A 13,458-nucleotide genomic window follows, 5' to 3' on the forward strand; every position below is an offset into this window, starting at 1 on the left:
GATGAGCGAGGACGATCCGCAGGCGTTGCGGCTGAAGGAAGATCGCGTGTTCCTGACGGAAGGCGAGGATGATGCCGCTGCCCGACGTCGCGCGCAGTACGCATGGCCCGCCGACGGCATCGATGCGGATGCGCAGCTCGCTGTCGAAGCGAGCGTCGCGGCGGACGGCACGATGGCGAAGTGGCACTATCGCGCGCGCGTCGGCGATGCGGCGAGCGATGCACGTGGGCCCGGCACGCAAGCATCGCTGCCGCCGTTGCTGTATCGCCATGAACATGCGAGCGTTGCCGTCGACGATCCATCGCGGGCGATTCCCACGCAAGCCCATGCGTTCGCACGCGAATCGTTCATCGACGAAGTGGCGCACGACGCGCGGCGCGATCCCGTCGCGCTGCGGCTCGATCATCTCGATGCCACACGCGACGCCGGCGCGCGCGAAATCATTCGTATGGTGAGCGAGCGCGCGGCGTGGGGCGCTGCGCCGCATGCGGCTCAAGAGCCTGCTGCGCCGTGGTTGCGCGGGCGCGGCTTTGCGTTCGATGGCCAGGCGCTCGAAGAAACGACGCGCGTCGCGGCACTGCCTGACTATTCGCCGAACAACGTGCATACGCGCGCCGAGCCGCAGCCGATGAGCTGGTCGGCGTGGGTGGTCGATCTCGACGTCAATCGCGCAACGGGCGATATCGCCGTGCGCCGCGTCGTAGCCGGCCAGGGCGCGGGAACGCCGGATGCCGACACGCTGCAAGGGCTGCCCGCGTGGCAGATCGAGGAAGCGATTGCGCGAGCGACCGGCGTGCGCCGGATCGCGCGCGCGTCGCACGACGAAACGGGTTTTGCGACGGGCGCGGACACACCTGTTTCGCACGATCTGATCGACGCGCACAGCGAGCGTGTATCGAATATCGCCACGAGCTCCGCATCGGACGATAAACGCATCGAGCAGGCTGCTGCGCCCGTCGCCGCAGCGATAGCCAATGCGCTCTACGACGCGACGGGCGTGCGCTTTCGTGCGCCGCCGTTCGACCCGGAACAGATTCGCCGCGCGTTCGCCGCAGCAGGTCCGGCAGTCGCGCTCGAAGCGCCCGCAGCGGCGCGCCGGCCGTCGCGCTGGCGCCGCTGGCTGGCGGGTGGTGGTATCGGCGGAGTGGCGGGTGGCTTGATCGGGCTCGCGTGTTCGATCCTGCCTGGGCCGTCGCCGATCGCGCCGTTGCCCGCAAGCGCAGGTGCCGACGCAACGATGTGGAGCGCGGCGATGCTCGAACGCGGCCGTCAGGTTGCGATTGCAGGCGACTGCGCCGTGTGTCACACGACGCCCGGCGGGCACGTCAATGCGGGCGGACTCGCGCTGGAGACGCCGTTCGGCACCGTCTGGTCGACCAACATCACGCCCGACCGCGAGACGGGCATCGGCGCGTGGTCATACGAAGCGTTCACGCGCGCGATGCGCCAGGGCATTGCACGCGACGGCCGGCATCTGTATCCGGCGTTCCCGTACACGGCGTTCGCGCGCATGAGCGAATCCGACATGATGGCGCTATACGCGTACCTGATGTCGCAGCCTGCCGTGAAGCAAGCCGCGCCCGAAACGAAGCTGCCGTTCCCGATGAACCAGCGGCGGCTCGTCGCGGGCTGGAACTGGCTGTTTCATGACGCGCGCGAATACCAGCCGGATGCGCAGCAGTCGGCGCTATGGAATCGCGGCAAGTATCTGGTGGATGGCGCGGGGCATTGCGGCGCGTGCCATACGCCGCGCAATGCGCTGGGCGCGGAGAAGGGCGGCTTTGCGTATCTGGGCGGCGGAAGCGCCGAAGGCTGGGACGCGCCGGCGCTCGTCGCTGCGCGAGCGGCGCCCGTGCCGTGGACGGAAGACGCGCTGTTCGCCTATCTGCGCACAGGATTTTCCGCCGAGCATGGTGTCGCCGCGGGACCGATGGCGCCCGTCGTGGCGGGACTTGCGAGTCTGCCCGAGTCGGACGTGCGCGCGATAGCGCATTACATCGCGTCGCTTTCTCCGCCCGTCGATGCCGCCGTCGCCGCGCACGCGGCTGCGCAGCGCGCCGCAGGGACGAACGCGGATGCACTGACGGCGGCCGGCTTCCAGAACGGACGGCGCATGTTCGAGGCGGCTTGCGCGGTATGTCACGCCGAATCGGGCGGCGTGGGCCATCTGGGTGTGCGTCCGTTGATGGGCCTGAACACCAGCGTGAGCCAGGCGAGTCCGGAGAACCTGTTGCGCGTGATGATGCACGGCATCGATCAGCCCGCCACGGAAGGGCTGGGCTACATGCCGGGCTTCAAGGACAGCTTCGACGATCAGCAACTTGCCGAACTGGCAGGCTATATTCGTGCGCGCTATGCGCCCGGCCAGCCTGCATGGCACGATCTTGCGGCGACGGCCGCTCACGTGCGCGAGGCGGTGCATTGATGTCGTGTCCGGCACGGCGTATGCGCAGATATCGTTGATCCGCTGGTTGGCACGCGTTCAGCGAGCACACCCCGCGCACCCGCTCTGCGCAGGGCTGAACAGACGAATTTGCCGACGCCGGTCATTTATGTCGCGCCGGGCAGATCGTGGCGTACGCTCAATACGGGGTCGGTCAGCCAGTCGGCGAGCCAGCCTTTCCATTCTGTCCACCGGCGCGCGTCGAGTTCGAATTCTCCTGCCAATGCGCCCGTTCCTTCCGCGCTGACATCCGCGTAGACCAGCCTCTCCCCGTTCCAATAGGCAATTGCCGTGTCCGTCAACTCCGCGACGGTATCCGGCCCTGCGTCGCGAAGTAGTGCCGTCAACTGCTGTTCGAAGTCTTCACGTTGCATGCTGAATGTCTCCTTTTAAGTTGTTGCGGCACATCGATTGCGGACTGCTTGTAACCAAGGTGCAAAGGAGCGAGTCATGGCAACGCAATCTGTCGAGCAATGGGCGTTCGATGTGCAGACCGAAGAGGCTGTCGAAGGTGCCTTCTTTCCAGCAAGCGACACGCCGTCACAAGGCAAAGACGCTTCCGATGCGGGCGCATCTTCAGCGCAATGAGTGCCCTGCAGAGCTCGCTAACCGAAACGATGCGCCGGCTGCCGCCAACGGCGGCGCCGGCAGCGGCGAATCCGCATGACCGATACTACGAGCCAAACCGTGGCAAATGTACTGCTGGTCGACGACGACGCGGAAAACCTCTGGTCGCTGCAACTGGCGCTTGAAAGCGACGGTCACCACGTGAGCGTTGCTGGAGATGCCAACTGCGCACTGGATATCCTGCGTCGGGAATCGTTCCAGCTGATGATCACGGACTACGAAATGCCCGGCATCGACGGCGCCGAGTTGTGCCGTCTGGTGCATGAGCAGCCCGCTCATGCCGGGTTGCCGATCGTGCTGTTGTCGGCTGCGGCAGAGCCGCAAAACCTTCCGCAATCCTGGACGCGGTTTTTCCGCAAACCGGCGCGCATCCAGGATCTGACGGCCACGCTCGACGCCCACGTCGCTGCGCACCAGCCGGCTATGAGGCCGCCGCACCCGAAAGCATCCGTGCGCGCAGTCCTGAGATGCCAGAGCCTGCCCGCATCGCGCTGGATTCCCGTCGATGCCGGCTGCTGGCCATAAGCCGTGCTCCGACGGTGGCCGCTGTCGGCGCTCGTGCAGAGATCGTTCAGCGGGAGCGTAAAATCGGCCATTGGAACCCGTCACCGGATAGTCCCAGATGAGCGACACTCACAAGACGCACCATACGGCGCGCGAGACAGCGGAGCAATTCCGCATTCTCGTACAGGGCGTCACCGACTACGCGATCTACATGCTGTCGCCCACAGGCATCGTGACGAGCTGGAACGTCGGGGCCGAGCGGATCAAAGGGTACAGCCACGCCGAAATTCTTGGCCGGCATTTCTCGTGTTTCTATACGGACGAGGATAGAGCCAACGGCGCGCCAGCCATGATTCTCGCGACGGCAGCGCGGGAAGGCCGTGCGGAACGCGAGGGATGGCGCGTGCGCAAAGATGGCAGCCGCTTCTGGGCGCACGTGGTGGTCGATGCCATTCGCGACGAACGCGGCGAGCTGGTCGGTTTTGCCAAGGTCACGCGCGACATTACCGAACGCAAGCAGTCGGCGGCTGCGCTGGAAAAGGCAAATGTCGCGCTGTTCCAGGCGCAGAAGATGGAGGCGATTGGCCGGCTCACGGGTGGCGTCGCGCACGACTTCAACAACCTGCTCGCGGTGCTGTCCAACGGCCTGCAGGTGCTGGCCACGCAGTCGCGCACGCACCTCGACATGAAGATGATCGACGGCATGCGCCGGGCTATCGATCGCGGCGCTTCGCTCACGCAGCAACTGCTGTCGTTCGCGCGCCAGCAGCCGTTGCGGCCGGAAGTGCATGATCTGAACATGCTGATCCGCGATTTCGAGCCGATGCTGGTGAAAGTCCGCGCCGATAACAGGACGAAATGCGAACTCGGCCTGGCGGGCGATCCTGTGTTCGCGCTCGTCGACGCCGCGCGGTTCGAGGCGACCCTGCTCAATCTCGTTGTCAACGCCGTGGACGCGATGCCTGACGGCGGGACTGTGACGATCGCGACGACTACCGTCGAATCGGACAGAGCGGTCACGGCCGTGTTGGCGGCTGGCCGCTACGTACGGATTTCCGTATCCGATACGGGAACGGGCATGCCTCAGAGAGTGTTGGAACAGGCTTTCGAGCCGTTCTTTACGACGAAGCCACCGGGAAAGGGCACGGGACTCGGGCTGAGCCAGGTCTACGGGTTCATTACCCAGTCGGGCGGCGATGTCGTGATATCGAGTGTCGAAGGAGAAGGCACGACCATCGATCTCTATCTGCCGATGGCGCAGCCCGCGGAGTCGGCGAGTACCTTTGTCCCTTCGAAAGTCGAAACGGTTCTACTGGTCGAAGATGAACCGGACGTGCTGGGGCTCGCGACGGAACTGTTCCGCAGCATCGGATATGAAGTCGTAGTGGCGAGCAGCGCGTCCGAGGCCGTGGCGATTCTGAAGGAACGCGACGATATCGACGTCGTCTTCACGGATATCACGATGCCCCACGGCATGAGCGGCATGGACCTGGCGCATCATATCCGCGCAGGGTATCCGGCCGTCAAGGTGGTGCTGACATCGGGCTACCCGCTCGCCACCTTGCGTGACGAGTACGGTGCTTTCAACGAGTTTCCGTTTGTCTACAAGCCGTACCGGCTCGCCGATCTTGCGAAGGCGCTGAGAGCATGACGCGCCTTTGATCGAGACACCGATCATTGCTTTGCCTGTGTGTCCAGACATCGCCGCATGCGAACGCGCGGCGATGCTGCGAACAGTGCCTGAAACGGCTCGCGCTTAACGGATGTTGTAGCGGGAAGCGGGCTTGCCTGATTGCGTGGCCTCGAAGAGCTTTTCGCGAGCCGCGTCGTATTCTTCCCAGAGCCGGATGTCTTCCACCGAAGGCAGCGTGACGGCTTCGCCCTTCGCAAGACCGGCCAGTGCGGCATCGACGAGGTGATCGACGCTCATCACGCGCTCCTTGCCCAGATTCTCGACAGGCACGCCCGCGATATCCCAGATCTCCGTGTCGGTTGCGCTCGGCATGACCAGTTGCACTTTCACGTTGGTCCCTTCGACTTCCTGTTGCAGGCCGCGAGTGAAACTCGTCACAAACGCTTTGGTGCCGCTGTACACGGTGCTGATCGGCAACGTGTGCAGTGAGAGCACCGAACCGATGTTGATGAGCACCCCGTTGTCCCGTTGCTTGAACAGAGGAAGAACCGCATAGCAAAGCCGGACGAGGGCATTCACGTTGAGATCGATCATCGCTTCGTGTTTGCTGAAGTCCGTATCCGCGAAGCCCGCGAGCGTTGCCACGCCAGCGTTGTTGACGAGCATCGTGATGGCCGGGTCTGCCGAAATTGCCCCTACTACGGCGGCAACGCCAGCGTCTTTCGACAGATCTTCGACAAGCGCCGTGGCGCGAATGCCGTATTGCTCCGACAGGCGCTTCGCCAGTTCATTCAGGCGCTCGGCGCGCCTTGCCACCAGAATCAGGTCGTAGCCTTGCGCAGCGAGACGATCTGCGTAGACCATCCCAATGCCAGCCGATGCGCCCGTGACGACCGCAGTACCTTTGATTGCCGCATTGCTATTCATAGAGTTCACTCGATCAAGACGTCTGCCAGACGGCTGTCTGGCAGGGTTCAAAAAGTGCGCAGGCCTTGTTTGTGTTCCCGGCTTCACGCCGAAGACCTCGCGGTTGTCGCCATCAAACACGACGTTCAGTCCGTGTGATGCGAGTAATGATGGCGATCACAATCAATAAAGTCAAGAGAAAACCGGCGGATACCGTTCAGGGAAGGTGCGTTTATGAAACCGGCGTGCGGACGTGAAACGCGCCGGCGTGTCTGCATCGGGCTAACAGAAGGCTTGCAATGGACCGCCGACGATGTCGTACCATGCATGAACCCTCGCTCGCGAACGACGCCCGTCCGACATCATGTACGACACGTTCCTGCTCGCTTTGCGCAATACGCTCGGCGCGTTCCGGGCGGAGCTTTCGCGGCGCACGTTCGTCGCGCGGATGCGGCCTTGCACGGAGGCGGTGCTCGCGACCCTCATCGCCGTGTGCGCAAGCCGCTATGTCGGCCTGCCGGAAATCTGGTGGGCCGCCATTTGCGCGTTTTCGCTGACGGGTCTCGCGCTGGGCGCCGCGCTCGATCTCGGCGTGCAGCAGATCATCGGCACGTTCGGCGGGACCGTCATCGGCCTGCTGCTGTCGCGCTTCGCGGCCGACGACGTTACGCAATTCGTGATGCTGATGGCGCTTCTATCCGCGGCCGGACTGTATCTCGCGACGAAGCGATCGGCGGGGTACATGTGGATTCTTTCTACTGCGCTCGCCATTTTCATCGTGACGACCACCCACGCCGAGCCGGACACCGACTTGCGAGGCGTTGCCGAGGCGCTGTGGATCAACGCTCTGATCGGCACGGCGGCCTATCTGGGCGTGACCCTGCTGGGCGCGGCCCTCATGTCGTTGCGAGACGCGCGCGTGCCAACTGCCGAAGCACCGCGCCCCGCCATTGCACACGCGTTGACCGACCGCACACTTGGCCGCGTGCCGCATACGATGATCGGCACCATCACGCTGTCGGTGCTCGCGTATCTGGCATGGCGTTATCCCATCGAGGGATTCCCGCAGGCGATGACGACGGCACTCGTCGTTCTGATGGTTCCCGTCGATGCCCAGGGCACGTGGTCGCCTTACGGCGTCGTGCAGAGGATGTGCCATCGGCTGCTGGGTTGCGCATTGGGTTGCGTGGTGGTGTTCGTCGTGCTGCCGCTGACGGCTGGCTGCATCGTATATTGCCTGTTAGCCGTGTGCGTGTTCGTGTGGCTCTCGTGCTATCTGCGCTTTGGACATTCGGACATCAGCTATGTCGGCACGCAGTTCGGCGCGGTCGTCATCCTGACGTTCGTTCACGACCGCGTGTGGCTGAGCGACGATGTCGCCGTTGCCTATCATCGGCTGGCGGGTGTTGCGGCGGGGAATGTCGCGCTCGCCGTCGTGCTGCTTCTGGTGACGGCGGGCTGCGCCGTGTGGGCGAAAAACCGGGCGAATGAGCGCGCGAAATAGCGGGTGGATCGGCTGCGCGTCAGATCGACGCCTTGCCAATCGATGCGCCACCATCGACATACAGCGTCTGTCCGGTGATGAATCCTGCCGGCTCGGAAAGGAAGAACTCCACGCTCGCCGCGAGTTCGTCCGGCTTGCCGAGGCGCTTCATCGGCACTAGCGACAGAAAACGCTTCTCAGCTTCGCTGCCGACAGGGGTGTTCTCACGGAACATCTCGGTTTCGGTCGGTCCAGGTGCCACGGAATTGACGGTGATGCCGGAGTCGGCAAGCTCGAGCGCCCATGTGCGCGTGAAGCTGATCATCGCGCTCTTGGCGGCAGCATACGTGCTTCGCTGCGCGACTCCCAGCACGACCAGGCTCGACAGATTGACGATGCGTCCCCAGCCTTTCTCCTTCATGTTCGGCAGCAACGCCTGCGCGGTTTGCACAGCGGGCGCGAGATTCGTGCTGAACGTGCGATCCAGATCGTCGAGTTCGATCTCCCCGAGCCGTGCGAGCTTGACGAAGCCCATGTTGTTGACGACGCCGTCGAACGCGTAGCGCGAGGTCAGTTCACGCAAGCCTTTGTCGGTGGCGTCGCGATCGGCGAGATCGATGCTCACCAGCGTGCCGGGGAAGGTCGGGTCATCCGTGCGACGTGCGATGCCGACAACCTGATGGCCTGCGCGGGCGAGCCGTTCGGACAGCGCGCGGCCAATGCCTTTGCTCGCGCCAGTGATAAGAAAAGTACGTTGGGTCATGATGCTTCTTCAAAAGACAAAGTGGATTTGCACGGTCAGTTGGCGTTCTCGCATGAACGTTTCTCACCGCGCGACGAAAAACTCATTTGCTGCGCTTGCTGTTCTCCGCCTCCCGTAGGCGCGGCAAACCTAGCGTAGCCAGCGACACTTCGACGGCCGAGCGCAGCAATTCGACATCTGGGCCGATGCGCGCGAGCACGCGCATGCCTAGCAGCAGCGTGAGGAGATGAGCGGAGGCGTCATCGGCGCTAATGTCTTTCGGAATGTCGCGGCGCTTCTGCGCGGCAACGATACTCCGATGAAAGAAGCCCTTTATCTCAGCAAGCTCGCTCGCGATGGCTTCCTGCAAACCGTCCGCATGCTGGTCTTTTTCCAGCACGGAGTTGACCAGCATGCAGCCTCGCTGGCCGATATCCGATCCGCTGCGTTGAATGATCTCGGCAAAATAGGCAGTGACGGCGAGAGCGGGCGCGAATTCATCTTCCAGCCTTGCTAGCCGGCTTCTCAATGTGTGATCGAGGTAATGTTCGAGCGCACGGCGAAACAGCGCGCGTTTGTCGCCGAACGCGTTGTAAAGACTGGGCTGCGTCAGGCCGGTGTATTTCACCAGGTCGCGCGTGGACGTGCCTTCGTAGCCATGCTCCCAGAACGCGTCGCGCGCCGCTTCGAGCGCGCGCTCTTCATCGAACTCTCTTGGCCTTGCCATAGTTGTGCTCCTGCTTGCACGAACGTCTCGATGTTCGTGGATCTGGCGCATTATATATCGAGTGATACAAAACGCAAGCGAGGGCATACATGTGACAAAACACTTGCGTGCGCATGTTCGAAATTCCGGCTATTCTTATCACGCGTGTCAAGATTGACTTAGATGTCAATATTCCCACGAGGCCGCAGCCAGCGAGGTCATTCCGGCCTGGTGCAGGCAGCGCCTACGCAACCGTACAGAGCAGAGGCACAACTGAAATGAACCCACGAAAACCCGACGAAAATGCAATCCCCTACCAACTCCCGCAGCCGCAGGACATGGCCGCGGACCTTGTCCATCTGGGCGTGCTCGACACGTATCTGAAGGACGACAACCTGTGGGTGCCCACCACATCCACGGTTTCATTCAAGCCGCTGCTGCTGAACGCCAGTCAGGGCTATTACGTGAACCTGCTGCGCGTGCGTCAGTCAGGCGTGCTGTCGCGTCATCGTCACACGGGGCCTGTGCACGCGCTCGTTCTCAAAGGGCGCTGGTACTACCTCGAGCATGAATGGGTCGCCGAACAGGGCAGCTACGCGCATGAACCGGCGGGGGAAACACACACGCTGTACGTGCCCGAAGATGTCACGGAAATGATCACCTGGTTCCATGTGACGGGCGGTTACACGTATGTCGATCCAGAAGGCGTCGCGGTCGGCTACGAAGACGTGTTCACGAAGATCGACGCGGCGCGCAAGCACTACGAATCGATTGGCCTCGGCGCGGACTATGTGAAGCGCTTGATCCGCTAATCAATGAATGCGCAGAAAGGAGTGATTGAAATGAAACGATTGACGGTCGATGTGGCGGGCACCCAGACCAGCTACCTTGCCGCCGGTGAAAGCGGTCCCGTGATACTCATGCTTCACGGTACATACTGGAGCCGCGTCTGGCAGCCCGTGATGGACGATCTTGCGCGTGCCGGTTTTCGGGCGATTGCAGTTGATTTTCCCGGACTCGGCCGTTCGGGCGGTGAACTGACGGTTGAGCAGGCCTCGATTCCCGCCCTCGCCGATTGGGTCGTCGAATTCCTGAGGGCGCTTCGTATCGACGAGCCAATCCTTATTGCGGGACACGATATTGGCGGTGGCGTTGCGCAGCACATTCTCGTGGACGAGAAAATTCGCGTCGAGAAGCTCGCGCTCGTCAATGCGGTGATGTTCGACTCATGGCCCGTGCCGGGCGTCGCCCGGTTTAGGGATCCTGCCGTAGCAGCCGCGACGACGCATGAAGATATCCTTGCCGCGCGCCGCAAATCAGTGATCACCGCGCTTGGCCGTCCGGCAGGGGAGGACGAAATTAGCGAATACCTCGATCCCTGGCAAGACGCGCGGGTGGCGCGTTCGTGGCTTGCGCTGGCGGGGGCCGCGTACAGTCGCTATACGACTGCGCTGGTGCCTCAGTTGCGCGTTTCGCAGACACCGAAGTTGCTGATATGGGGTGAAGACGATACGTTCCAGCAGGTTGAAAATGCGGCGTACTTTGTCTCACAGATTCCGTACTCCAGGCTGGTGAGAATTCCAAAGGCCGGACATATTCCGATGGAAAACGATGCTTCGGCGGTGGCGCAGGCAATGATTGAGTTCTTTGCTTGATAGTTGTGATGCAAGTGCAAGTGTTGGATACGCTTGCACTTGTTCAGGATGTCGATGCGGGTGGTATTCCCGTGCTGGACCTGCATAGCTGTCATCCAAAGAGAAGTGACATACGACTGCGCATCGTAGTCGAGACTTGCGTGCCGGGCTTCGTGCGCCGCGCGCATGTATTTCATGGCGTTTGAAATCGAGAACAGGTGCGTCGCACGCGTTATCAAGCGCGATTCGTAATGAAACGCCACAATGCGCCCACCTTCATGATATATTACATATCAACACACCACAGACTCTGCCGCTCGCATCATCACCAGCGCCTAAACCGCCTACCCGGCTCGTAGCCGCAACTGGCAGGAATACTCATGCATGCGCGCCACGCGCGCCAATCCGGGTTCCCCCATGTTCGATCCGTCGCTGCTTGGCCGCCTGTCCTTCATTCCCGCCGACGCGGCCAAAGGTCCATTACCGCCGGGCCGCAACCGGCTCGGCATTGCCGGTGACCGCGACGCCATCCTGTTCGTCCCGTCCGACCTCGACACGCGCGAACCCGTACCTCTATTCGTGATGTTCCATGGCGCAGGCGGCTTTCCAGAGAAGGTTCTCCCCTTCATCGAAGAGCACGCCGAGCGCGACAAGTTTCTCGTCCTCGCGCCGCATTCAACATACGCAACCTGGGACATCGTGATCGGCGGCAGCGGCCCCGACCTTGAGCGGCTCGATCGAGCGCTCGTCGAAGTCACGTCCCGCTACCAGATCGACCATAACCGTCTCGCCTTCGCCGGCTTCTCGGACGGCGCAAGCTACGCGCTGTCGGTCGGCATCACGAACGGCGATATCGCGAGTCATGTGATTGCGTTCTCTGGCGGCTTCATGTCGGTCTTCACACAGGAAGGCGCTCCCAAGGTTTTCATCGCGCACGGCCTGGCCGACGAGCAACTGCCTATCGAAACCAGCGGCCGAGCGAACGCAGCCAAGCTGAAAGCCGCGGGCTACGACGTGCAATACATCGAATTCAACGGACTGCATGCGATCCAGCCTGCCATCACAAGCATGGCGATCGAATTCTTTCTCAGCTAGCTGGCGCGCTGCCGTCACCCCGCGTCGCCGTGCCACCCTCAGATACGAGTGCGTCTATGGACTTTGAAATACCCGAATCACTGGTGCATCCGCTGCTTACGATGATCGAATCGGAATCGCCGCTCGCAAGACAGCTCAATCAGCACGGCGCATGTCACGGCAGCATGGTCGTATCGAGCGCACTGTTCGATTCGAGATCGCTGAATACGCTGTATTCGCTGAGCAAGGCGAACAACGAACGCGCGCTAATGTTTCAGATGCTCGCGCTCGACAACATCTACAATGCGCCGCAAGCGCGCATCATCCCGGGTCTCGATCAACTCGTGCCGGGCCTGGTTGCGTATCTGTCGCGCGATGCGATCGACGGCTGGCTCTACAGCCGCGCGAAGGACGGCACGCTGCTGCCGTGGCTCGTGCGCCGCATGCGCGTGGTCGAGCCCGAGCAGGGTATGCCGTACGTCGTCGTCGACATGCTGGCGAATACGATGCAGTCCGCGAACTCCGAGCGCACCGAGCATCACCTGCGCCACGCCGGCATGACGACGTCGCTGGTGATCAACCGGCACGACATCGTCAACCGCACGATTCCCGAACTGCTCGCCGAGTTCGGCTTTTACAAGGAATGCGCCGAATTCAAGCTTGAATACGAACGGCACGCGCAGCGTTTCCTCGAATTCCAGCCGCGTTTCGGCGCACAGTTCGTGGTGTCGAAAGCCGCGTATACGATCGATGCAAAAGCCGGCGCCGAGTTGATCCGCATTCCCGAAGGCGTGAGCGCAAAGTGCGTGAACGACGAAGAGACGCTGGAGCGCCGCTTCCTGATGACAGCCGACGCCGAGTTCTGGCGCGACGCGAACATCGACAGCGGCTTCGACAAGGTGCCTTTGCATTGCTACGTGTGCCTGTTTCACATGGAATGGCACCGCGATATCTGGGTGCATGTCCAGCATATGGCGGCATACCGCTATCAGCCGGAACTGCGCGACAAGCTGGTCCTGCCGTCTCATCACCGCGATCTGATCGACATTTTGACGTCGAAGACGAATGTGTTCGTGCAGGACTTCGTGCCGGGCAAATCGGGCGGCACGACGATTCTTTGTCAGGGGGCGCCTGGCTTGGGCAAGACGCTGACCGCGGAGGTCTATTCGGAAGTAGTCGGCAAGCCGTTGTATCGCGTGCATTCGGGGCAGCTTGGGACGACTGCGGCGTCGGTGGGCGCGGCGCTGTCGGGCATCCTGCAGCGCGCGACGCGCTGGGACGCGATCCTGCTGCTCGATGAAGCCGACGTCTACATCCGCCGCCGCGACAACGACCTCGAACACAATGCGATCGTCGCCGAGTTCCTGCGTACGCTCGAGTATTTCAACGGCTTGCTGTTCATGACGACCAACCGGATCGACGATGTCGATGACGCCATCCTGTCGCGCTGCATCGCGAAGATTCACTACGCGACGCCGCCAAGAGCCGACGCGGTCCGCTTGTGGAAGCTGCTGGCCGCGCAACTGGGCGCGGACCTCGGCGATGAACTGATCGAAGCGCTCACCAACGCGTGGCCGCAATCGAGCGGACGCGACATCAAGGAGCTGTTGAAGCTGACCACGCGCTATTGCCGCGCGAAAGAGATCCCGCTATCGGAAGATGCGTTCAGGATCTGCGCGACGTTTCGCGGGCACGCGTGACGGCGT

13 protein-coding genes are annotated in these 13,458 nt (G+C 62.3%); 9 read left to right on the forward strand and 4 right to left on the reverse strand.

Annotated elements, in window-relative coordinates; translation table 11 throughout:
• Nucleotide 1 precedes the first annotated feature (1 nt).
• Nucleotides 2-2,425, forward strand: coding sequence for a cytochrome c (locus tag C2L65_RS30610; RefSeq protein WP_081920863.1), 2,424 nt, complete (start codon nt 2-4; stop codon nt 2,423-2,425).
• Nucleotides 2,426-2,550: 125 nt separating this feature from the next.
• Here C2L65_RS30610 and C2L65_RS30615 read toward each other — a convergent pair whose 3' ends face one another.
• Nucleotides 2,551-2,817 (reverse strand): hypothetical protein, encoded by a 267-nt coding sequence (locus C2L65_RS30615; RefSeq protein ID WP_042306573.1) that lies wholly within the window; start codon nt 2,815-2,817, stop codon nt 2,551-2,553.
• A gap of 76 nt (nt 2,818-2,893) precedes the next feature.
• Between C2L65_RS30615 and C2L65_RS45705 the strand changes: the two genes are divergently transcribed.
• From C2L65_RS45705 to C2L65_RS30625, 3 genes are all read left to right on the forward strand, one after another.
• On the forward strand, nt 2,894-3,031 hold the full coding sequence (locus C2L65_RS45705) for a hypothetical protein (protein WP_156132277.1): 138 nt from the start codon (nt 2,894-2,896) through the stop codon (nt 3,029-3,031).
• A 99-nt stretch (nt 3,032-3,130) separates the two neighbouring features.
• Nucleotides 3,131-3,595: a response regulator gene (locus C2L65_RS30620; RefSeq protein ID WP_233446681.1), complete on the forward strand. Its 465-nt coding sequence runs from the start codon at nt 3,131-3,133 to the stop codon at nt 3,593-3,595.
• A 97-nt stretch (nt 3,596-3,692) separates the two neighbouring features.
• The gene (locus tag C2L65_RS30625; protein WP_042306575.1) at nt 3,693-5,225 is read left to right on the forward strand and encodes a PAS domain-containing sensor histidine kinase; all 1,533 of its coding nucleotides are present in this window, start codon (nt 3,693-3,695) and stop codon (nt 5,223-5,225) included.
• Between the two features lie 105 nt (nt 5,226-5,330).
• Here C2L65_RS30625 and C2L65_RS30630 read toward each other — a convergent pair whose 3' ends face one another.
• On the reverse strand, nt 5,331-6,134 hold the full coding sequence (locus C2L65_RS30630) for an SDR family NAD(P)-dependent oxidoreductase (protein WP_042306576.1): 804 nt from the start codon (nt 6,132-6,134) through the stop codon (nt 5,331-5,333).
• Nucleotides 6,135-6,477: 343 nt separating this feature from the next.
• Here C2L65_RS30630 and C2L65_RS30635 point away from each other — a divergent pair, with 343 nt between their 5' ends.
• The gene (locus tag C2L65_RS30635) at nt 6,478-7,617 is read left to right on the forward strand and encodes an FUSC family protein (protein ID WP_042306577.1); all 1,140 of its coding nucleotides are present in this window, start codon (nt 6,478-6,480) and stop codon (nt 7,615-7,617) included.
• Nucleotides 7,618-7,636: 19 nt separating this feature from the next.
• Here C2L65_RS30635 and C2L65_RS30640 read toward each other — a convergent pair whose 3' ends face one another.
• Together C2L65_RS30640 and C2L65_RS30645 are read right to left on the reverse strand one after the other, a co-directional pair.
• Nucleotides 7,637-8,359 (reverse strand): SDR family oxidoreductase, encoded by a 723-nt coding sequence (locus C2L65_RS30640; protein ID WP_042306578.1) that lies wholly within the window; start codon nt 8,357-8,359, stop codon nt 7,637-7,639.
• A gap of 82 nt (nt 8,360-8,441) precedes the next feature.
• Nucleotides 8,442-9,065: a TetR/AcrR family transcriptional regulator gene (locus tag C2L65_RS30645; RefSeq protein WP_042306579.1), complete on the reverse strand. Its 624-nt coding sequence runs from the start codon at nt 9,063-9,065 to the stop codon at nt 8,442-8,444.
• A 257-nt stretch (nt 9,066-9,322) separates the two neighbouring features.
• Here C2L65_RS30645 and C2L65_RS30650 point away from each other — a divergent pair, with 257 nt between their 5' ends.
• From C2L65_RS30650 to C2L65_RS30665, 4 genes are all read left to right on the forward strand, one after another.
• Nucleotides 9,323-9,856, forward strand: coding sequence for a 2,4'-dihydroxyacetophenone dioxygenase family protein (locus C2L65_RS30650; protein WP_042306580.1), 534 nt, complete (start codon nt 9,323-9,325; stop codon nt 9,854-9,856).
• A 3-nt stretch (nt 9,857-9,859) separates the two neighbouring features.
• Nucleotides 9,860-10,699, forward strand: a complete 840-nt coding sequence (locus C2L65_RS30655; protein WP_208647226.1) for an alpha/beta fold hydrolase — start codon at nt 9,860-9,862, stop codon at nt 10,697-10,699.
• A gap of 396 nt (nt 10,700-11,095) precedes the next feature.
• Nucleotides 11,096-11,773, forward strand: coding sequence for an alpha/beta hydrolase (locus tag C2L65_RS30660; protein ID WP_042306582.1), 678 nt, complete (start codon nt 11,096-11,098; stop codon nt 11,771-11,773).
• A gap of 56 nt (nt 11,774-11,829) precedes the next feature.
• Nucleotides 11,830-13,452 carry an AAA family ATPase gene (locus tag C2L65_RS30665; RefSeq protein ID WP_042306583.1) on the forward strand — a complete coding sequence of 541 codons (1,623 nt, stop codon included), beginning with the start codon at nt 11,830-11,832 and terminating at the stop codon, nt 13,450-13,452.
• The last annotated feature ends 6 nt before the right edge of the window (nt 13,453-13,458 follow it).

The organism is Paraburkholderia terrae, assembly GCF_002902925.1.
Taxonomy (GTDB): Bacteria; Pseudomonadota; Gammaproteobacteria; order Burkholderiales; family Burkholderiaceae; genus Paraburkholderia; species Paraburkholderia terrae.